Annotated in this window: 25 protein-coding genes and 1 tRNA gene; 5 read left to right on the top strand and 21 right to left on the bottom strand. The window is 70.9% G+C overall.

What is annotated here, in order from left to right:
- Position 1: 1 nt before the first annotated feature.
- From QBE02_RS05805 to QBE02_RS05840, 8 genes are all read right to left on the bottom strand, one after another.
- Positions 2–1,357, bottom strand: a complete 1,356-nt coding sequence (locus QBE02_RS05805) for a homoserine dehydrogenase (RefSeq protein WP_279367489.1) — start codon at positions 1,355–1,357, stop codon at positions 2–4.
- Positions 1,354–2,784 (bottom strand): diaminopimelate decarboxylase, encoded by a 1,431-nt coding sequence (lysA, locus tag QBE02_RS05810; protein WP_279367490.1) that lies wholly within the window; start codon positions 2,782–2,784, stop codon positions 1,354–1,356. The genes QBE02_RS05805 and lysA overlap by 4 nt, the downstream gene beginning before the upstream one ends.
- Positions 2,785–2,941: 157 nt before the next feature.
- Positions 2,942–3,712, bottom strand: coding sequence for an LmeA family phospholipid-binding protein (locus QBE02_RS05815; protein WP_279367491.1), 771 nt, complete (start codon positions 3,710–3,712; stop codon positions 2,942–2,944).
- Positions 3,713–3,715: 3 nt separating this feature from the next.
- Positions 3,716–5,380: an arginine--tRNA ligase gene (locus QBE02_RS05820; protein WP_279367492.1), complete on the bottom strand. Its 1,665-nt coding sequence runs from the start codon at positions 5,378–5,380 to the stop codon at positions 3,716–3,718.
- A 38-nt stretch (positions 5,381–5,418) separates the two neighbouring features.
- A complete protein-coding gene (locus QBE02_RS05825) occupies positions 5,419–6,222 on the bottom strand; it encodes a transglutaminase-like domain-containing protein (RefSeq protein ID WP_279367493.1) in 804 nt (267 codons plus the stop codon).
- A gap of 54 nt (positions 6,223–6,276) precedes the next feature.
- Positions 6,277–6,756 carry a hypothetical protein gene (locus QBE02_RS05830; protein ID WP_279367494.1) on the bottom strand — a complete coding sequence of 160 codons (480 nt, stop codon included), beginning with the start codon at positions 6,754–6,756 and terminating at the stop codon, positions 6,277–6,279.
- The gene (locus QBE02_RS05835; protein WP_279367495.1) at positions 6,753–7,907 is read right to left on the bottom strand and encodes a serine/threonine-protein kinase; all 1,155 of its coding nucleotides are present in this window, start codon (positions 7,905–7,907) and stop codon (positions 6,753–6,755) included. The genes QBE02_RS05830 and QBE02_RS05835 overlap by 4 nt, the downstream gene beginning before the upstream one ends.
- Before the next feature lie 31 nt (positions 7,908–7,938).
- Positions 7,939–8,193 (bottom strand): DUF6458 family protein, encoded by a 255-nt coding sequence (locus QBE02_RS05840; protein ID WP_144782163.1) that lies wholly within the window; start codon positions 8,191–8,193, stop codon positions 7,939–7,941.
- Positions 8,194–8,311: 118 nt separating this feature from the next.
- On the opposite strand from QBE02_RS05840, the gene QBE02_RS05845 reads away from it, so the two are divergent.
- Entirely contained in the window at positions 8,312–8,509 is a 198-nt protein-coding gene (locus QBE02_RS05845) for a DUF2188 domain-containing protein (RefSeq protein ID WP_144784530.1), read from the top strand.
- 62 nt (positions 8,510–8,571) lie between these two features.
- Here the strand turns inward: QBE02_RS05845 and QBE02_RS05850 are convergent.
- The 8 genes from QBE02_RS05850 to QBE02_RS05885 form a co-directional block, all read right to left on the bottom strand.
- Positions 8,572–8,644: transfer RNA gene (locus QBE02_RS05850), tRNA-Arg, on the bottom strand.
- 91 nt (positions 8,645–8,735) lie between these two features.
- On the bottom strand, positions 8,736–8,909 hold the full coding sequence (locus QBE02_RS05855) for a hypothetical protein (RefSeq protein ID WP_156371637.1): 174 nt from the start codon (positions 8,907–8,909) through the stop codon (positions 8,736–8,738).
- A gap of 82 nt (positions 8,910–8,991) precedes the next feature.
- Positions 8,992–9,441: a hypothetical protein gene (locus tag QBE02_RS05860; protein ID WP_074694176.1), complete on the bottom strand. Its 450-nt coding sequence runs from the start codon at positions 9,439–9,441 to the stop codon at positions 8,992–8,994.
- A gap of 102 nt (positions 9,442–9,543) precedes the next feature.
- A complete protein-coding gene (locus tag QBE02_RS05865) occupies positions 9,544–9,849 on the bottom strand; it encodes a hypothetical protein (RefSeq protein ID WP_279367496.1) in 306 nt (101 codons plus the stop codon).
- A gap of 157 nt (positions 9,850–10,006) precedes the next feature.
- Positions 10,007–11,176 carry an RtcB family protein gene (locus QBE02_RS05870; RefSeq protein ID WP_279367497.1) on the bottom strand — a complete coding sequence of 390 codons (1,170 nt, stop codon included), beginning with the start codon at positions 11,174–11,176 and terminating at the stop codon, positions 10,007–10,009.
- 339 nt (positions 11,177–11,515) lie between these two features.
- Positions 11,516–11,869, bottom strand: a complete 354-nt coding sequence (locus QBE02_RS05875; protein ID WP_279367498.1) for a hypothetical protein — start codon at positions 11,867–11,869, stop codon at positions 11,516–11,518.
- 69 nt (positions 11,870–11,938) lie between these two features.
- The gene (locus QBE02_RS05880) at positions 11,939–12,118 is read right to left on the bottom strand and encodes a hypothetical protein (RefSeq protein ID WP_056227079.1); all 180 of its coding nucleotides are present in this window, start codon (positions 12,116–12,118) and stop codon (positions 11,939–11,941) included.
- The gene (locus QBE02_RS05885) at positions 12,115–12,669 is read right to left on the bottom strand and encodes a MarR family winged helix-turn-helix transcriptional regulator (RefSeq protein ID WP_279367499.1); all 555 of its coding nucleotides are present in this window, start codon (positions 12,667–12,669) and stop codon (positions 12,115–12,117) included. Before QBE02_RS05885 ends, QBE02_RS05880 begins: the two co-directional genes overlap by 4 nt.
- 115 nt (positions 12,670–12,784) lie before the next feature.
- Here QBE02_RS05885 and QBE02_RS05890 point away from each other — a divergent pair, with 115 nt between their 5' ends.
- The 3 genes from QBE02_RS05890 to QBE02_RS05900 all read left to right on the top strand — a co-directional run bounded on the left by QBE02_RS05890 (position 12,785) and on the right by QBE02_RS05900 (position 13,818).
- Positions 12,785–13,165, top strand: a complete 381-nt coding sequence (locus tag QBE02_RS05890; protein ID WP_279367500.1) for a hypothetical protein — start codon at positions 12,785–12,787, stop codon at positions 13,163–13,165.
- 1 nt (position 13,166) lies between these two features.
- On the top strand, positions 13,167–13,499 hold the full coding sequence (locus tag QBE02_RS05895) for a hypothetical protein (RefSeq protein ID WP_279367501.1): 333 nt from the start codon (positions 13,167–13,169) through the stop codon (positions 13,497–13,499).
- Between the two features lie 169 nt (positions 13,500–13,668).
- Positions 13,669–13,818, top strand: coding sequence for a hypothetical protein (locus tag QBE02_RS05900; RefSeq protein ID WP_186316514.1), 150 nt, complete (start codon positions 13,669–13,671; stop codon positions 13,816–13,818).
- 3 nt (positions 13,819–13,821) lie between these two features.
- On the opposite strand, the gene QBE02_RS05905 is transcribed toward QBE02_RS05900, so the two are convergent.
- The 5 genes from QBE02_RS05905 to QBE02_RS05925 form a co-directional block, all read right to left on the bottom strand.
- On the bottom strand, positions 13,822–14,892 hold the full coding sequence (locus QBE02_RS05905; RefSeq protein WP_279367502.1) for a spore photoproduct lyase family protein: 1,071 nt from the start codon (positions 14,890–14,892) through the stop codon (positions 13,822–13,824).
- 9 nt (positions 14,893–14,901) lie between these two features.
- On the bottom strand, positions 14,902–15,726 hold the full coding sequence (locus QBE02_RS05910) for a DNA-formamidopyrimidine glycosylase family protein (RefSeq protein ID WP_279367503.1): 825 nt from the start codon (positions 15,724–15,726) through the stop codon (positions 14,902–14,904).
- A 2-nt stretch (positions 15,727–15,728) separates the two neighbouring features.
- Complete coding sequence (locus QBE02_RS05915) at positions 15,729–17,210, bottom strand: phytoene desaturase family protein (RefSeq protein WP_279367504.1); 1,482 nt, start codon at positions 17,208–17,210, stop codon at positions 15,729–15,731.
- Positions 17,207–17,710: an SRPBCC family protein gene (locus QBE02_RS05920; RefSeq protein WP_279367505.1), complete on the bottom strand. Its 504-nt coding sequence runs from the start codon at positions 17,708–17,710 to the stop codon at positions 17,207–17,209. Before QBE02_RS05920 ends, QBE02_RS05915 begins: the two co-directional genes overlap by 4 nt.
- A gap of 128 nt (positions 17,711–17,838) precedes the next feature.
- Positions 17,839–19,014, bottom strand: coding sequence for a sensor histidine kinase (locus QBE02_RS05925; RefSeq protein ID WP_279367506.1), 1,176 nt, complete (start codon positions 19,012–19,014; stop codon positions 17,839–17,841).
- Between the two features lie 112 nt (positions 19,015–19,126).
- Here QBE02_RS05925 and QBE02_RS05930 point away from each other — a divergent pair, with 112 nt between their 5' ends.
- Entirely contained in the window at positions 19,127–19,411 is a 285-nt protein-coding gene (locus QBE02_RS05930; protein WP_279367507.1) for a hypothetical protein, read from the top strand.

Genomic DNA, 19,411 nt, shown 5'->3' on the forward strand with positions numbered 1-19,411 from the left:
GTCAGTTCCCTTCCACACGCAGCACGGAGACCACGCGCTCGACGACGCCGCTCGCGGCGAGACGCTCGACGGTCTCGCTCAAATCCTGCTCGCGGGCCTTGTGTGTTCCGATGACCAGGCGGGCGGATCCCGCTCCGGTCGCTGAGCCTGCCGCGGATGCCGAGTCGTCGGCATCCGGAGTCTGCTCGATGACGGTCTGCTCGACGGTCGCGATCGACACGCGCCCCTCGCTGAGGATGCCCGCGACGGTGGCGAGGACTCCCGGTTGGTCGTCGACCTCGAGCGTGATCTGGTAGCGCGTGATGACGTGACCGATCGGCACGGCGGGGAGGTTCGCGCGCGTCGACTCGCCGACGCCCACTCCCCCGGCGATGTGGCGGCGCGCGGCCGAGACGACGTCGCCGAGCACGGCCGACGCGGTCTGCACCCCGCCGGCGCCGGCGCCGTAGAACATCAGGTCGCCCGCGGCCTCGGCCTGGACGAAGACGGCGTTGTTCGCGCCGTGGACGCTCGCCAGCGGGTGGGTGCGCTCGACGAGGGCCGGGTACACGCGCACCGAGATCGACTCGGTGCCGCCGTCCTCGGCGGCGAGCCGCTCGCACACGGCGAGAAGCTTGATGACGTACCCCGCGTGCCGCGCCGATTCGATCATCGCGGCATCGACCGAGGTGATGCCCTCGCGGTGGACGGCATCGAGGGGAACCGTCGTGTGGAACGCGAGGCTCGCGAGGATCGCGGCCTTCTGCGCGGCGTCGTAGCCCTCGACGTCGGCGGTGGGGTCGGCCTCGGCGTAGCCGAGCGCCTGCGCCTGGGCGAGCACGTCGTCGAAGTCGGCGCCCTCGGTGTCCATGCGGTCGAGGATGTAGTTCGTCGTGCCGTTGACGATGCCCATGATGCGCACGACGCGGTCACCGGCGAGCGAGTCGCGCAGCGGCCGGATGATGGGGATCGCACCGGCGGCGGCGGCCTCGTAGTACACCTCGGCGCCCACCTGGTCGGCGGCCTCGAAGACCTCGGAGCCGTGCGTGGCCAGCAGCGCCTTGTTGGCGGTGACGACGTCGGCGCCCGAGGCGATCGCGTGCAGCACCTGCGTGCGGGCGGGTTCGATGCCGCCCATGAGCTCGATGACGATGTCGCTGCCGACGATGAGGGTGTCGGCGTCGGTGGTGAACAGCTCGCGCGGCAGGTCGACGTCGCGCTTGGCGTCGAGGTCGCGCACGGCGATGCCGGCGAGTTCGAGCTTCGCGCCCGCGCGGTCGGCGAGCTCGTCGCCGTGCTTGAGCAGCAGGTCGGCGACCTGCGAGCCGACGGCGCCGGCGCCGAGGAGCGCCACGCGGAGCGTGCGGTAGTCGGTCATTCGGTGTCTCCGTGGGGTGTAGCGGAAGGAGCGGATGCCGGGATCCCGGCGTCGCGCGCGAGGAGGTCGTCGATGCTCTCGCCGCGGACGATCACGCGGGCCTGTCCGTCGCGCACGGCGACGACCGGGGGGCGCGGCGTGTAGTTGTAGTTGCTCGCGAGCGAGAAGCAGTAGGCGCCGGTGGCGGGAACGGCCAGCAGGTCACCGGGGGTGACGTCGGCGGGGAGGTACTCGGCATCCACCACGATGTCTCCCGACTCGCAGTGCCGGCCGACGACGCGCGCGAGGGCCGGGGTCGCGGAGCTCGTGCGCGAGACCAGCCGCGCCGAGAAGTCGGCGCCGTAGAGGGCGGGCCGGGCGTTGTCGCTCATGCCGCCGTCGACGCTGACGTAGGCGCGGTCGAGGTCTTCGCCGGCGGTGACCGTCTTGACCGTGCCCACCTCGTAGAGGGTGACGCCGGCCTGGCCGACGATGACGCGACCGGGCTCGGTGGCGACGTCGGGCATCGGGATGCCGCGCACCGCGCACTCGTCGGCGATGGCGTCGACGATGCCGTCGGCGATCTCTTCGATGGGCTTGGGGTCGTCGACCGCGGTGTACGAGATGCCGAAGCCGCCGCCGACGTTGAGCAGGGGGATCTCTCCCCCGGCGAGCAGGTCGGCGTGCAGGTCGACCAGGCGCGCCGCCGACTCGCGGAAGCCGGAGGAGTCGAAGATCTGCGAGCCGATGTGGGCGTGCAGACCAACGAAGCGCAGGCTCGACAGCTCGCGGATGCGAGCCACGGCCTCGGCCGCCCCCTCGAGCGAGAAACCGAACTTCTGGTCTTCGTGGGCGGTGGCGAGGAACGCGTGGGTCTCGGCGTGCACGCCGGTGCGCACGCGCACGAGCACCGACTGCACGGCGCCGCGGCGCTCGGCGATGGCGGCGAGACGCTCGATCTCGATGGGACTGTCGACGACGACCGAGCCGATGCCCACCTCGACGGCGCGCTCGAGCTCGGACACGTTCTTGTTGTTGCCGTGGAAGCCCAGGCGTGCCGGGTCGGCACCCGCGGCGAGCGCGACCTCGAGCTCACCGCGCGTGCAGACGTCGACGGCGAGTCCCTCGTCGACGACCCAGCGCACGACCTCGGTCGAGAGGAACGCCTTGCCGGCGTAGTAGACGCGGGCCCGGATGCCGTGGCGCGCGGCTGCGGCGTCGAAGGCGGCGCGCGCACGGCGGGCGTGGTCGCGCACCTCGTTCTCATCGAGCACGTACAGGGGGGTGCCGAAGCGGTCGCGCAGGTCGAAGACCGAAACGCCGCCGACCTCGACGGAGCCGTCCGCGACACGATGCGCGGACGAGGGCCAGACGGAGGCGACGAGCTCGTTCGCTTCGGCCGGGGCGGTGAGCCAGGCGGGCACGAGCGCGGAGTGCGAGGCGGACACAGGGGGACCAATCGGGTTTTGCGGCGACGCGACGGCCGCGGATCACGGCTCCCACCCGCGCGGAGAGTCACGCGGCGGGCAGTCCTTGCAGTCTAGGGCACGTCGTATGCCGCCCCTTTCCCACGTCGCTCGGGGCGGACGACCCACCTCGCGTCGATCAGCCGCAGGTGCCGTCGCTCTGCAGCGCCGGATCGTTCAGGATGCCACCGGCCACATCGAACGTCGCGACGAGGTCCTGTCCCTGCACGGTGGCCGAGGTGAGGGTCAGCCCCTTCGGCAGGCGGTCGGCGATGCACAGGCTCCGCTCCGCGAGGAGGGAATCGGCGATGCCGCCGAACTGGCCGCGCAGCGTGTCGGCGTCGATCGCGTTGCCGCCCACCTGGAACGACGACGGGGTCAACGTCAGGTCGCCCGCGGCCGCGCCCGGGGTCACTCCGACGCCCACGGGGATCGCGATGCCGAAGAGCGAGAGCGAGGTGTCGAGCTTGACGTCGGGGGCGGAGACGGTGATCGTGCTCGCCGGGAAGTCGGGGACCTCGGCCAGCAGGGCCTTCAGCTGGTCCTGGTCGAGGCGGACCGACGCGACGCCGCCGTCGGCCGCCCCGCCGCCCGAGACGGGCACTCCACGCAAGTCGACGCGGACGTCACCGGTGATGGGCCCGAGGGTCACATCGTTCGACGAGACGGCGACCTCGTCGAGGCGTCCGCCGATGAGCTGCGGCAGCACGAGACCGGCGACCGACACGTCGACGTTCTGATCGTCGGGGAGACCGACGTTCTTCACGACGAGCGAACGGACCGTGCTCGTCACCACGGAGCGCGCGATGAACTCGGCGGCGACGGCGGCCACGGCGAGCAGCACCACGGCCACCACCAGCACCGCGATCCAGCGGCCCGTCCGGCGACGGGGAGCCGTGGCATCCGTCATGCTCTACATCCGCTCCGGAGCGCTGACGCCGAGCAGGTCGAGGCCGTTGCGCAGCACCTGCCCGGTGGCGTCGTTGAGCCACAAACGCGTGCGGTGCACGGGTTCGACCGGGGCGTCGCCGAGCGGGATGACGCGGCAGTTGTCGTACCAGCGGTGGTACAGACCCGCGAGCTCCTCGAGGTAGCGCGCGACGCGGTGCGGCTCGCGCACCTCGGCGGCGTACGCGACGATGCGCGGGTACTCCTGCAGCGCGCCCAGCAGAGCCGATTCGGTCTCGTGGGCGAGGAGCTCGGGGGCGAACTCCGACCGGTCGACACCCGAGTCGGCGGCGTTGCGGGCCACGTTGTGGGTGCGGGCGTGCGCGTACTGCACGTAGAAGACGGGGTTGTCGTTCGTGCGCTTCTGCAGGATCTCGGGGTCGAGCGTCAGCGGCGAATCGGCCGGGTAGCGCGCGAGCGAGTACCGCAGGGCGTCGGTGCCGAGCCAGGCCTGCAGGTCGTCGAGCTCGACGATGTTGCCGGCCCGCTTCGACAGGCGCGCGCCGTTGATCGACACGAGCTGACCGATGAGCACCTCGATGTCCTTGTCGGGGTCGTCTCCCGCCGCACCCGCGAGGGCCTTGAGGCGGTGCACGTAGCCGTGGTGGTCGGCGCCGAGCAGGTAGATCTTGTGCGCGAAACCGCGGTCGCCCTTGTTCAGGTAGTACGCGGCATCGGCGGCGAAGTACGTGTACTCGCCGTTCGAGCGCCGGATGACGCGGTTCTTGTCGTCGCCGAAGACGGTCGTGCGCACCCACACGGCGTCGTCCTCGTCGAAAACGTGCCCCTGCTCGCGCAGGCGGTCCACGGCCTCGTCGACGAGGCTCGGCTGGCCCTCGATCCGCGCGTGCAGGTCGCGCTCCGAGAACCAGACGTCGAAGTGGACGTTGAAGCGCGCGAGCGAGGCCTGGATCTCGCCGAGCTGGAACCCGTAGGCCAGCTCGGTGGCGACGGAGATCTGCTCGCCGCGATCGAGGTCGAGGATGTCGGTGCGCGCGGCGTGCACCCGCTCCGCGAGAGCCGCGATGTATGCCCCGCCGTATCCGTCCTCGGGAGTCGGCTCGCCCACGATCGCCGCGACCACGGAGCGCCCGAAGCGCTCCATCTGGGCCCCGGCGTCGTTGATGTAGAACTCGCGCACGAGGGTCGCGCCGCTGGCCAGCAGCACGCGCGCGATCGCGTCGCCCAGGGCCGCCCACCGGGTGTGGCCGATGTGCAGCGGACCGGTGGGGTTGGCGCTGACGAACTCGAGATTGATCGTGTTCCCGCGCTGGGTGTCGTTGGTGCCGAACGCGGCCCCCTGCTCGACGATCGTGCGGGCCAGGGCACCGGCGGCCGCGGCATCGAGGCGGATGTTGATGAAGCCGGGGCCGGCGACCTCGACGCTCGCGATGCCCTCGACGGCCTCGAGGCCCGCGGCGATCTCGGCGGCGAACTCGCGAGGGTTCACCCCGACGATCTTCGACAGCTTCAGGGCGGCGTTGGACGCCCAATCGCCGTGATCGCGGTTCTTGGGCCGTTCGAGCGGTAGGTCGGCGGCCGTGATCCCGGCGGACGAACCCTCTCGTCGCGCCTCGGCGAGCGGGGCGATGACGGCGAGCAGGGCGGCGGAGAGGGCTGCGGGATCCATAACCCTTCAAGTCTAGGCGCGGCGCCGGGGCGCCCGCGTCAGGCGATCTGGACCAGCGCCTCGTGGTCGTCGGGCTCCGTCGCGTCGACGCCCTCGATGGCGGCATCCACCCGCATCCGCTCGAGACCCACGTACCCGCCGTGGTAGCTGAGGAACGCGCAGTCGGCGGCGTCGCGTCCCGTGGCGATGCGCACCAGCGATCGGCGATCGGCGAGACGCGTCGCATCCACGACGTACCAGGCCCCGTCGAGGTAGACCTCGGCGACGGCGTGGAAATCCATCGGATCGAGCCCGGGCGCGAAGCAGGCGGCGTAGCGGGCGGGCATGTCCATGGCCCGCAGCAGGGCGATCACGAGGTGCGCGTAGTCGCGGCACACGCCCTGACCCGTGGCAAGGGTCGTCACGGCGCTGTCGGTGCCGAAACTGAGCCCCGGCGTATAGGTGACGGTGGATGCCACGAAGCCCGAGACCGCGGCCAGGAGGTCGCGCCCCACCAGGCCACGGAACTGCCGGCGCGCCTGGGCGAACACCTCGTCGGACTGGCAGTAGCGGCTCGGACGCAGGTACCCGATGGTGTCGAGGTCGCTCGTGCGAGGGCTCTGCGCGGGACCGACGACGAGCGCGTCGTACCGCACCGAGAGGGGACCTTCCTCGGCGGTGAGGCGGTGCAGACGACTGCCGGCCTGGTCCACGAGTTCGGTCGCGGAGTACCGCCGCTCACCCTGCGCGAACGTGAGCTTCTCGTCGACGACGGGCGCTCCGCGCGCGGCCGTGATCTGGAAGATGAGGTCGACGGAGGCCCCGAGATCGAGGTCGAGTTCAGCGGTCACGCGGCGCGGCACCGGGCAATCCTCGCACGCGTTCGGACCCCCTCGGCCCGGCGGGCGCGAAGCCGATCACCCGTCCTTCTTACCGGGGCCCTTACCGTTGCCGTTCCCGTTCCCGTTGCCGTTGCCCGGCGCCTTGTCGTCCTTGCCGCCCGGCCCCTTGTCGTCGGGGGCGGGCTGCGCCGGCTCGTCGCCGCCGTCGTCGGTCACCGTGTCCTGCGACTGCTCGGGGCTCGGCTCCGTCGTCGGGGTCGGGCTGGGACTCGGGGCGAGCGAGGTGAGATCGGCGCGGACGGTGGCGATCCGGCTCAGGATGCCGTCGGCCTCCTCCGCCGAGATCTCGCCGGCGTCGCGGCGGGCGATGACGTCGGCCTCGAGGGCGTCGAGGCTCGCGAGGGCGGAGGCGTAGTCCCCGCTCGAGGCCTGGTCGGCCACCGTCTGCACGTTCTGCTGCCACGCCGTGGGAGCCTCGGCGGGCGGGGTGCACGCGGCGAGCGCGAGGACCCCGGCGAGCAGGATTCCGGCGAGGGGAGCGACACGGCGGATCACGGGGCCACCTCTTTCCAGAGATCGTCCATGTGCTGGTCGAGAGGTTGCGGCAGCGTGGGCAGAGCGGGCTCGGACGATGCTCCCGCCCCGCCGAGTGCGACGGCGGTGCCGATGGCGCCCCCGGCCAGCAGGACCGCGGCGATCGCCCCGATCACGATCGTACGGCGCGAGAGTCGGCGGGGCGCCGCGGTCCGCTCGGACCGGGCCGACGGCTCGAGAACACGCGTGGGGGCCGTGCCGCCGGGAAGAGCGGCGGTCGTCACCGCCGACGCCGGCGTCGACGGCAGGGGCGGGGGGACGGCGACCCCCGAGAGCGTCCTGAGCGCCACGATCAGGCCCGTGGCATCCGGTCTCTCACTCGGCTCGATCGCGGTCATCTTCTCGAGCACCTCGCGCCAGGCCGCCGGGATCTGCGCCGGGATCTCGGGGGGCGAGACGAGGCGTGCTGCGAGGGCCTCGTGCGGCGTCCGCGAGCCGAAGGGGCGCGAGCCGGTCAGCGCTTCGAGCAGCACCAGACCCAGCGCGTACACGTCGCTCGCGGGGGCCGGCGGCATGCCCCGAGCCTGTTCGGGACTGAGGTACGCCGCCGTACCGATCACGGTGTCGGCGCGTGTGACCCGTGTCGCCCCGACCAGCGACGCGATGCCGAAGTCGGCGAGCGTGGCCCGCGGGGTCTCGCCCGTGTGGGCGGCCGGGCGGATGAGGATGTTCGACGGCTTGACGTCGCGGTGCACGATGCCCCGCCCGTGGATGACGGCGAACGCCTCGGCGATCTCGCGACCGACACGGGCGACCTCGGGGCCGGGCAGCGGGCCCCGCGCGATGCGATCCGTGAGGGTGGGGCCCGAGATGAGCTCCATCGCCAGGTAGGCCGGCTGCGCATCGAGCTTGGCGTCGTACAGCGTGACGAGCGAGGGGTGCGACAGCGAGGCGAGGAGCCGGATCTCGGATCGCACGCGGGCGACGTCCGAGGGATCGGCGCCGTCGCCGTCGATGATCTTGAGGGCGAGCGTGCGCTCGAGCGCGGTGTCGACCGCCTCGTACACCCGGGCGTAGCCGCCTCTGCCGAGGAGGCGCCCGAGACGGTAGCGCCCGTCGAACAGGTCGTCGACGGCCGGGTCGTAGGCGACGGTGGGAGTGGGTTCGGTCATGATCGTTCTCCGGGGCTCGACCCCGAGGGACTCAGACGAGGTCGTCGTTCGAGGAGCGCGTGGTGGATCGGGTCACCTGGGCGCCCCCTGCTGCTTCGGTGCGGGTGACGGTATCGGTTTGCCGACGGCGCATCAACAGCACCACCCCGATGAGGAAGACGACAACGCCCGCCCCCATCATGATGTAGCCGATCGTGGTGAGGTCGACGAACTCGTTCGGGAGATTGACCGCGAAGGCGAGGACGGCGCCGATGACGAACAGCGCGATACCGGCTCCGATGCTCATGACAGACCCCTTTCGAAGGTGATCCCACCTTCTCAGCACCCCGCGATACCCCGATTGGTCTTGACAACGCCTGTCAAGACGGGGGCGCCGAAGCCCGAAGAGGTGTCCCATGGATGCCATGAGCCAGAATGACGTGACCACCCGATCGAACCGCGGCCAGTGGGAGAACGCGGTCGAGGGCCGACCCGAACTGTCGGCGAGCTTCTCGAGCCGCGAGGAGGCGATCGACCAGGGCCGCGCCGTCGCCGACGAACTCGGTTCGCAGCACATCGTCGAAGACGCGGAGCCCACCGGCGCCGTCACCGACGAGGACTGAACTCCGGAGCCGTCCTGCGCAGACGAAAGGCCGCGATCGAGATGATCGCGGCCTTCTTCGTGTGCCCCCGACTGGAATCGAACCAGCGACCTTTGGTACCGGAAACCAACGCTCTATCCCCTGAGCTACGGAGGCGGACCGGTCAAGATTAGCACCGCGGCGGGCGCTCCCCCGACCCGCGGGGCGAGCGCCGACGGTCACCGGCGTCCGCCCCGCGGCATCCGGATCACTCGTCGCCGATGACTCCGATGCCCGTCGCCTGGTGGTCGGCGTTCGGGTCGTCCTTCGAGGGGGCCTTCGCCTCCTCGTCGACGTCGTTCTCTTGGCTCGGCTTGACCGTGGGGTCGTCGCCGAGGTCGGCGGCGTCGTCGGCCGGGGCGGAGTTCTGCGGGTCGCTCATGGGATTCCCTTCGTCGCGTACCCGCCCAGCCTGGCAAGAGCGCGAGCGGGGAGCACCGGCTTGACCGGAGCGGCCGTCGGGCCTAGCGACCGAACAGACCCCGCACGCGTCGCCCGACGGACTGGGTCAGCAGCACCTGCCGTCCGTTCACGTCGACCGTGAGCACGGACCCGCCGAGACCACCGGCCCGCACGGGCGTCGCCTCACCGCGGACGTACGCCTCGGCGACGTCGACGTGCACCGCGAGGAGTTGAGCGCTCTGGTCCTTCGAGGTGTTGGCATCCACGATCTGCAGGCGGTGTCCCGTGTCGGTCTCGACCGAGAACCAGCGGGATCCGGGCGTCGACACGACGGCCCAGCGTCCCCCGCGCGAGAAGCGCGCCCAGGCCGCACCGTTGCGCAGCTCGGTCGTGACGTCGAGGTCGGCCTGCGCGATGACGAGCACCTCGAGCATCGCCAGCGCCTCCGCCGCGGTGACGTAGTCGCCGCGGTCGGCACTCAGCCCGCCCCACTCGAACTTGCGCTCGCCCATCTCGCCGCCTTCGCCCTTTTCCTGCCCCCGAGCGTAACCCCGGGGACGACAGCGGGGGCCGGCGTCCCCGCGAACCGACGACGCGAGACGCCCGCGCCGCTCTCAGTCGGGTCTGAGCCGATCGTCGGGGTGGAGGCTCCGCAGCGGGACCGAGCCGTCGACGATCGCCTGGATCGCCCCCGTGCTGACCTCGAGCTCCGCAGAGATCCGGTCGAGATCGGCACCCGACGACACGGCGGAACGCAGGGCGGTCACGGCCGCATCCGAGGTCTCGTCGACGTCGTCGGCCGAGCTCTCGACGAACGCGGCGAGACGAGCCTGAGCGAGACGGATGCACGCGCTCTGCCGTTCTCTGCCGTCGGAGGGGTCGGGACGGTGGTCGATGGTCCGGGCACGATCGGGCGACATGGAACTCCACTCCGGGGGAAGTGTCCGCCCGCGGGGCTTCGCGAGCTCTTCTCCATCGTGCCGAACCGCCTCGTCTCCCGCATCCCCCGAGCGATGTATCCCACCCCGGCCGAACGGCGGATGCCATGGCCGCGGTGCGGCAGCCATGGCATCCGTCTCAATCGCCCTTCACGTTGACGATCTGGCGCAGCGTGTGCCGGACCGTGACGAGGTCGGCGGCATCGGCCATGACCCGGTCGATCGGCTTGTACGCCTGCGGGATCTCGTCGATGAACGCGTCGGTGTCCCGGTACTCGATCCCCGCCATGGCTTCCCGCAACTGCTCGTGCGTGAAGGTCTTCCGGGCGGCCGATCGCGAGTGCTCCCGCCCCGCGCCGTGCGGCGAGGAGTTCAACGCGACGGGGTTGCCGCGCCCCTCGACGACGTACGAGGCGGTGCCCATCGACCCGGGGACGAGCCCGGGGCGACCGGCGTCGGCCATGATCGCGCCCTTGCGCGACACCCACACTCTCTTGCCGAAGTGCATCTCGGACTCGGTGAAGTTGTGGTGGCAGTTGATCCGCTCCCGCTCGTCGACGGGGGTGTCGAGGAAGCGACCGAGCTGGTTCGCGACGCGGTCCATCATCTCTTCGCGGTTGAGCAGGGCGAAGTGCTGCGCCCACCGGAGCTCGCGGATGTACGCCGCGAACTCCGGCGTGCCCTCGACGAGGTAGGCGAGGTCGGGATGCGGAAGCTCGATCCACCACTGCTTCGCCAGGCGCTGCGCGACACCGATGTGGTGCTTCGCGATGCGGTTGCCGATCCCCCGCGACCCGGAGTGCAGGAACATCCACACGTCGTCGATCTCGTCGAGCGAGATCTCGATGAAGTGGTTGCCGCTCCCCAGCGACCCGAGCTGATGCCGCCAGTGGCTCGCGTACGAAGCCGGGTCGAACCCGGCCGTCTCGGCCAGGGCCTCGAGCTCGGCGATGCGCGGCTCGGCGGTGGCGACGATCTTACGGTTGTCGCGGCCGGCCGACAGCGGGATGGCGCGCTCGATCTGCTGCCGCAGCTCGGACAGGTCGCGCCCGTCGAGGTCGGCGGCCGTGAACTGCGTCTTGACGGCGATCATGCCGCAGCCGATGTCGACGCCGACGGCTGCGGGCATGATCGCCCCGAGCGTCGGGATCACCGATCCGACCGTCGCGCCGAGCCCCAGGTGGGCGTCGGGCATGAGGGCGAGGTGGGGGAAGATGAACGGCATCCGCGACGAGGTGCGTGCCTGCTCGATGGTCTTGTCATCGATCAGGCTCGCCCACGACACGAGTCGTTCGGTGAGCTTCTGCATGGGTCCTTTCCTTCGTGTGGTGCGCTGACGCGCGGGGAGTCGAGCCTCGGGTCGAGGCACTCCCCCACCGATGGAAAGGGAAACGCCCCGACCTGACGGTGCGGGGCGTGAGAAGACGGGTGTCTAGACGACCGGCGCCGGAGGGTACGACGAGGGGAGGAACGGCAGGTAATGCTCCTGCTGCTCCGAACGCAGATCGCGCATGGCGGTCATGGTCTCGTCTTTCCTCGGCTCACCGCGCCGGTCGGCACGGACTTGAGAACATAACGGATGCCACGACTCGGCGACAAGACCCGTGCCGATATTCACCGTCGAGGGGCGACCCCTCACCCGTCCCGGCTAAGCCTCGGTGGGCTGATCGAAGTCGTAGTCCAGGGGCTCATCGTCGTCGCTCGCATCGGACTCCACGGCCCGGAGGTGCGGACGAGGGAAGAGACGGTGATCCTTGAGCTCGGCGGCGGCGTGCGAGAAGTCGGGCTCCTCGTCGTGCCACTCCACCGGAGCCGAGAGCACGTCGTTGCCGACGCCGATGACGAGCTCTGCCTGGGCGACCTTCCTGTCGTCGGTGACGATGGGGATGCTGACGGCCTCGGCCTGACCCTCCTTGGCCACCGCCGCGGTCAACTCGATCAACGACGCCGCGACGTCGTCGGTGGTGATCACTGTCTCGCCGGCATAGGTCACACATCGCATGAGCCCACCCTGGCGGGGTGCGCGCAAGGACAGGGGCGGCTTGCCCCTCACGCGGACGTGGGGTACGGGTCAGTCGCGACGCTGCCGCGAACGGAACATGGCCTCGTCGAGCTCGAACCATACCGCGCGGACGGTGTCGAACTCGCCGAAGGGTTCGGGTTGCGGGTCGCTGAGCGACAGGCGGTAGCCGCGAGGCAGATCGTCCACGTGCTGTCCGTCGCGCGGGCCGCCGACGAGCACGTAGATCACGGGGAATCGACCGCCGGGGTCTCGAGGGCGACGCCGTCGACGGCGTCGCTCATGCGGCGGAGGAACGCCACGACCGCGGCCGACTCGTCGGGCGTCATGTCGATCACGGCCGCGAGCATGCGATCGTGCATGTTGCCGAGGGTCCGGCGCACCTCGGCGTGCGCGCGAGGGGTGGCCTGGATGAAGATGCTGCGGCGGTCGCCCGGGTTCGCGGCACGGGTGATGTGGCCCGAACGCTCCAGGCGGTCGAGGATGGCCGTCGTCGACGCGGTCGACAGCCCGAGATAGCGGGTGAGCTCCCCCGGTCGCACCTGTCGCTCGGCATCGCGCAACAGGTAGCGCAGGACGAGCAGCTCGTTCTCGCCCATCGACATGGAGTCGCGCGTACGGCGTCGCATAGCGACCTCGGCGGCGCGATAGACACGGAGGGCTTCGAGCACCGCTTTGCTGCGCTGACGGCGGTCGGCGGGCTCGTCGCCGTACCAGTAGCTCACCTCATCCACGGGCTCGGGGGGTGCGGGCCGGTGGGACGCAGTATCGACGTCTGTCATGACACACTCCTCCCGCTCTTCCCCGCGACTATACATCTGAAATAATAGTTAGACAAACTAGTTACTAACCGATTATGTTCTACGTACAGCTAATCGCTTCCGAAGGGAGTACCCCATGGGCCACCTGTACTACGGCACGTCGACCGAGTCGATCCGCATCCCCGATCGCCTGCTGTCGCACCTCAAGGTCGTCACGACCACGAAGCTTCGCCGCAGCGAGAGCTTCACCCTCAGCTGGACCCACGTCGACGGCACTCCCGGACGGTCGACCCTCTGGCTGCAGCCCGCGATTCCCCTGCGCTTCGTCTTCGACTCGGCGGAGCCCGAGACGCTGAACGCGACCGTCCTGAAGAACATGGCCGACATGGCCAACTCCTCCGCTGGACTCGTCGTCGACCTGAACGTCGAGATCCCCACGAGCGACACTGCCCACCGCCCCCAGCCGGCACGCGCAGCCGCCCCCGTCCGTCGCCGCACCCTCTCGGCAGCGGCCTGACATGGACACGGCAACTCCCACCGCGCTGGCGAGCGCGCGCATCCTCTGGGCCAAGGTCGACACCGGCTTCTGGGTCGCCCACCGCGGCGGCGAGTACTTCGGCTGCGTCGACCAGGTCGCCGGAGGATTCGTCTCGCGCGACGCCCACGGCGTCCCGGTCGGCCGCTACGACTCCCTCGACGCCGCGAAGGCATCGCTGCGGTCCACCACGCACCCCGCGAACGTCTCGCGCCGCCGCCGCCTCGAGCGGGCGACCGTGCTCACCGCGACCGGCGTCGGCGGCACCGCGCTGGCCCTCGCCCTGACCGCCGGCGCCCTGGCGCCGTACCTGTGATCGCCGTGAACGAGATCGATCTTCGCGACGAGGCCGACGACTTCGAGGATGCCGCCAACGCGGACTTCGCGGAACGATTCGGAACCGCTCCGCTCTGACCCGTCGACCCCCTGGACACGTCTCGCCGTTCGTGCGAGCGTCACCCCGTACGACGACGCAGAGGACAATCATGACGAATCACGACGGACGCGCGGACGACGCCCCCGACCAGAACTCGAACGGGGCCGGGAGCGAATCGCCCGACGAAGGCGCCGCGGCCCAGCAGGACGCGGATGACGCGGCCACGACCGATGATTCCCCCACCGGCGACATCGGCTGAGGATCAGAACGCGTAGCGCACTCGGCAGTACGGAAGCTTCCGGGCGATCAGGTCGGTCAGGGCCGCCACGGCCTGGGCCTTCAACGGATGCCGGTACCGCACGTTCACCGCTCCGTTCTGGGACGTCTTCTCTTCTTGGAGCGAGGGCGTCCACAGCAGTTCTTCGCCCCTCGGGTGCCATCCGAGATTCACCTCGTGCAGCCCCTCGTTGTGGGTCAGGAAGATCACCTCGCAGGCCAGTTGCGCCTTCGCGCGCGCGTGGAGAACGGCGTCGAGCTGATCGAACAGCTCCGACCAGTCGGCGAGCCACGTCGGTGTCAGGATCACGGGCGAGAAGTTGACGTGCACCTCGAATCCCGCGTCGACGAAATCGTTGATCGCCGCGATCCGCTCCCCCATGGGTGACGTCCGCAGGTCGGTGACCTTCGCCGTGGCCGCCGGCATGAGCGAGAACCGGATGCGCGTCCTTCCCGCCGGATCCCAGTCCAGAAGGTCGCGGTTGACGAACTTCGTCGCGAACGACGCCTTGGCGGTCGGCGTCATCCGGAACAGGTCGCAGACGTCGCGGACGTTCTCACTGATCAGCGCGTCGACCGAGCAGTCGCCGTTCTCGCCGATGTCGTAGACCCACGCGTCCGCATCGCACTGATTCGGCTCGGTCTTCGGACCGCGGGCGGCGACGTGTCGCGCCAGGTGCCTGGTGATCTGGTCGATGTTCGCGAAGACCGTGATCGGATTGCTGTACCCCTTGCGCCGCGGAACGTAGCAGTAGCTGCACGCCATCGCGCAACCGTTCGAGAGCGAGGGGGCGATGAAGTCGGCGGAGCGTCCGTTGACCCTGGTCGTCACGCTCTTCTTGACGCCGAGCACGAGGGCCTCGGTCTTGATGCGCACCCACCGCGCGACGTTGCTCTCGTCGCCGTGGACCTCGGGGATCTGCCAGTGCGAGGCGACCGGCACGATATCGGCCTCGGGCCAGCGCGCGACGATCTCTCGGCCGCGCTCGAGTTCGAGAGCGGCGTCCTCCGCGTAGATGCGGGTGACGCGCAGCAGATTCTCTCGCTCGACGGCCATGCTTCGTTTCTACCCGGGGGTTCCGACATCGGCGGTTCCGGGCATCGGCTGGCACCGCGGACACCACCAGGTCCGTCGCTGCTCGGGATCGTTGTGCACCTCGTCGCGGACCCGCACCCGGGTTCCACAGCGCAGGCACGGTCGACCCGCGCGTCCCGCCACCCAGTGCGAAGCCCCCTTCCGCCGGTCCCCCGTCGTGACCTGGTACATCCCGGGCACCGTCGCCGAGATCCGCAGGCATCGCGCCGCGAGCGCCAGGAGCGCGTCGAGATCGGCCGTCCCGATGGGGGCGAAGGGATGGATGCCGCGCAGGAAGGCGAGCTCGTTCACCCAGAGGTTGCCGAGACCGGCGACCGCCGTCTGGTCGAGGAGGGCCGCGACGAAGGGCCGGTCGGGGCGCCTCGAGAGTCGACGCGCCGCCTCGGCGGCATCCCAGTCCTCGCGCAGCGGGTCGGGACCCAGGTATCCGATCGCATCGCTCTCGCGCGGGGTGGGGACGAACTCCACGACGGGGAGGTCGAGGCCCCACACCTCCCGCTCGTCGTCGAGCCGCATGCGCACCCGCGCCGTCTCGCGCACCGCACGGGGAAGCGCGCGACCCGGTCGGGTGATCGTCCAGCTGCCCTGCATGCGCAGGTGGGTGTGGAGGGTCGATCCATCGTCGAAACGCGTGAGCAGATGCTTGCCGTGGGTGTCGTACCCCTCGATGCGGAGCCCCGCGAGGGATCGACCGGCCGCGTTCCCCGACCGCACCTCCCCGTCGCGCACCGCCGCACCGAGAGTGGCCGCCTCGAGCCGTCGGCGGAGTCGGTAGACGCTGTCGCCCTCGGGCACGGCTAGGGAGCTGTGGCGTGCAGCTGGTCGGTGCGGGGAGCGAGGTCGGGGCGCAGGCGTGTGCCGAACTCGTGCCGGAGCGCGCTGAGAGCGGCCTGCCACCCGGCAAGGCCATGGACACCCGGACCCGGACTCGTCGACGACGAACACAGGTACACGCCCTTCATCGGCGTGCGCCAGGGGTTGGGACTGTAGACCGGTCGACCCAGGAGCTGGGTGAGGGTCGGGGCGCCGGCCGAGATGTCGCCGCCTGGGAAGTTGGGGTTCCACGCCGCGATGTCGACCGCGGTCCGCGACGACGTGGCCAGCACGGTGTCGCGGAAGCCCGGCGCGAAGCGCTCGATCTGGCGGACGACGGCCTCTTCCCGGTCGGCGGGGCTGCCCGAGGGCACGTGCGTGTACGCCCAGAGGACGTGCTTCCCCTCGGGCGCGCGGGTGGGGTCGAAAAGGGTGGGCTGAGCGGCTAGGACGTACGGGGCGTCGGGAAGATCACCGCGGGCTACCGCGTTCTCGGCCGCCGCGATCTCGGCGCGGGTCCCGCCGATGTGCACGGTTCCCGCACGCGCGACGTCGGCGTGGGCCCACGGCACCGGGTCGGAGAGGGCGAAGTCGACCTTGGCGACACCGCCGCCGTAGCGGAACCTCTCGAGGACGTGGCGGTAAACCGACGGCATCCGGTCTCCGGCGAGCCGGATGAGCGAGCGCGGGGTCGTGTCGAGGAGTACCGCGCGGGCCGGGGGCAGCTCGTCGAGCGAGGTCACCTCGGCGCCCGCGTGCAGCACGCCCCCGTGCGCGCGGATGTCGTCGATCATCGCGTCGGCGATCGACTGGCTGCCGCCGACCGGAATGGGCCAGCCGCGCCCATGACCGTACGTGGCGAGCACCAGACCCGCGCCGCCCGCGGCGATGCTGGGCTGATGCAGGATCGTGTGCGCCGAGACGCCGGTGATCATGCTCGGCGCGATCTCTTCGCGGAAGCGCGCGTTCCACCACGGACCGCCCTGCTCGAGAGCGCGAATGCCGAAGAAGAAGGCCGCGAGGGGATCGCCGGGGACGCGCAGCAGCGCGTTGCCCGTGAAGTCGGCGACCCCGCGCAGGTGATCGACGAGGGGACGCATGAGGCGCTCGTACGCCGGTCCGTCGACACCGAGCGCCTCGGCGGTCCGGGCGAGGTCGCGATAGGCCAGACCCGCACGCCCTCCGTCGAGGGGGTGGGCGTACGACACCTCGGGTACGGCGAAGGACACACGACGGTCGAGACCGAACTCGCGGAAGAACCAGGACTCCAGGGCCAGGGGGTGCACCGCGGATCCGACGTCGTGCCGGAAACCGGGCAGGGTCAACTCGGCGGTCGACGCGGCTCCGCCGAACGAGGAGGACTTCTCGTACACGGCAACCGACAAGCCCGCGCGGGCCAGGGTGACGGCCGCGGCCAGGCCGTTCGGGCCGGAGCCGACGATGATCGCGTCGTAGCTCTCGCTCATCGGTCGATCGGCTCCTTCTCGGCGGTGGACTCATGGCCGAGGGCCGCCGCACCGCCGCGCGTGCCGGGGGCTCCCCCCTCGGCGAGGTAGGCCAGGCGGTGCAGGGTCTCGGCGTTGCGGTAGCGCGTGATCGCGTCGAAGACCGTGTCGGGGAGGAGTCTCGTGGGGCCGGTGACGGGCTCCTCCTGGATGCGGACGACGCAGCGGTCTCCGCGAGCCTTCACGTCGATCGCGACGCGGGCGACGCCGATGGGTCCCCCGTGCGGCTCGAGCACGGCCCGTCGGGGAGGGTCCCACTCGCGCATCACGGTGGTGTCGTCGACGACCAGCGGCCAGGGGCCGAAGGAGTGGTGGAGCGTCGCCCCCTCGGCGGGCCAGGAGTCGGCGACCTCGCGCATGCGCGAGGTGCCCACCACCCACAGGGGGTAGAGCCACCCGTTCGCGAGCACCCGGAAGACGTCGTCGGGCGTGCAGTGCATCAGGCGCACGTTGCGGGCCATAGGCGTTCCTCCTCGGCATCCGGGACCGGCGGCGGAGCACCCGGTGGCCTCCGCGCTACGGCCCACGCTACGGCCCCGCTCGGACACCCGTCGCGGAGGTTGCGCCACGGCGCATCGGCCGGTAGCGCTCAGGCCGCTGCGGGGAGCACGAACCAGGCGCGGGTTCCGCCCGACGGAGAGGCATCGAGCCCGATCGACCCGTGGTGGGCCTCGACGATCCGCCGGCAGGTGGCCAGACCGATGCCGATCCCCTGCACGTCGGCGCCGTGCCCGCGCTGCATGGGCTCGAACACGCGGTCGCGCAGCTCGGGGGCGACGGCGTCGCCGTTGTCGTCGACGTTCACGCGCCACCCGTCGGGAAGCTCTTCGACGCTGACGGTGATGCGCGGGACCTTCTCGGCCGCGACCGTGAACTTCACCGCGTTGGCGATGAGGTTCTGCAACAGGACGCGCAGGAGAGTGTCATCGGCGTCGACGAACGTGGCGGCGTCGACGGTGACCTGTGCCCCCGTGTCCACTAGGGCCCCATCGAGGTCTTCGAGCACCGCGTCAACGGTCTCGGCGACGTCGACCCGGGTCACGTGCGGGCGCGCACCGCCCATGCGCGCGAAGTCGAGCAGGTCGGTGACCATCGACGTCATGCGACCCGCCGCCGCTTCGGCGCGGGCGAGCGACTGCGCGGCGCGCGGCGCGTCGACCATCTCGGGACTGTCGGCGGCGAGCTCGAGGAAGCCCGCGAGAGCGGTGAGGGGGTTCCGGAGGTCGTGGCTCACCTGGACGGCGAACTGCTCGAGCTGCGCGTTCGACTCCAGCAGATCACGCTGGATGCGGCGCAGTTCGAGAACGTCGATCACCTGGTGAGCGAGCAGGTCGAGGGCTCGACTGCTGGCATCCGACAGCTCTCCGACCTTGTTGTCGAACACGCAGAGCGTGCCGATCGCCACCCCCGCCGGGGTGATGAGCGGGCTCGACGCGTAGAAGCGCGTGTGGGCGATCTCGCCGGTGACGAAGGCGTTCTGCGCGAAGCGCGGGTCAAGGCGGGCGTCGGAGACGACGACGCGGCCGGGAGTGCTGATGACCGCCGCGCACATCGAGTCCTCGCGCGCGCACGACGCGGCCTGGATGCCGACGGCCGCGACCTGATGCTGCATGCGGTCGTCGATGATGTTGATCACCGCGGTGGGGACGTCGCACACCGTGGCCGCGAGCTCGACGAGCCCCTGCAGATCGGGCTCCGACGGCTCGCCGATGAGGCGGTATTGCGCGATCGCCTCGCGGCGCGTCACATCGTGTGCGGTGGACACATCGTCCCCTCGTCGTCGGATCCCCCGAAAGCCTAGCGGCCCACGGCTACACCGCGGCGGGCTCTTCGGGAAGGGGCTCGCGCAGGTCGTCCGCGGCGCCCAGAGTCGGGGAATGAGCACACCGAGCTTCCCCCAGGCCCCGTCCGATCCCTCGCAGCCCGCTCCCTCGGAGCCCACCGCCCCGAACCCCGCCGAGCCGACGGCCCCGACCCCCGCCGAGCCCACCATCCCCCTGCCGCCCGAGACCGAACCGGCACCCGCCGGCGCCGCCGATCCGTCGGCCGGGGCATTCGCGCGCACCGAGGAGGACGCGACCGGATCAGCGGAGATGGATGCCGACAACGCCGCGGAACAGGATGTGATCGATGCCGTCGATCCCGGCGGACAGCCCGACTGA

It is taken from the genome of Microbacterium testaceum (assembly GCF_029761935.1).
Taxonomy (GTDB): Bacteria; Actinomycetota; Actinomycetes; order Actinomycetales; family Microbacteriaceae; genus Microbacterium; species Microbacterium testaceum_A.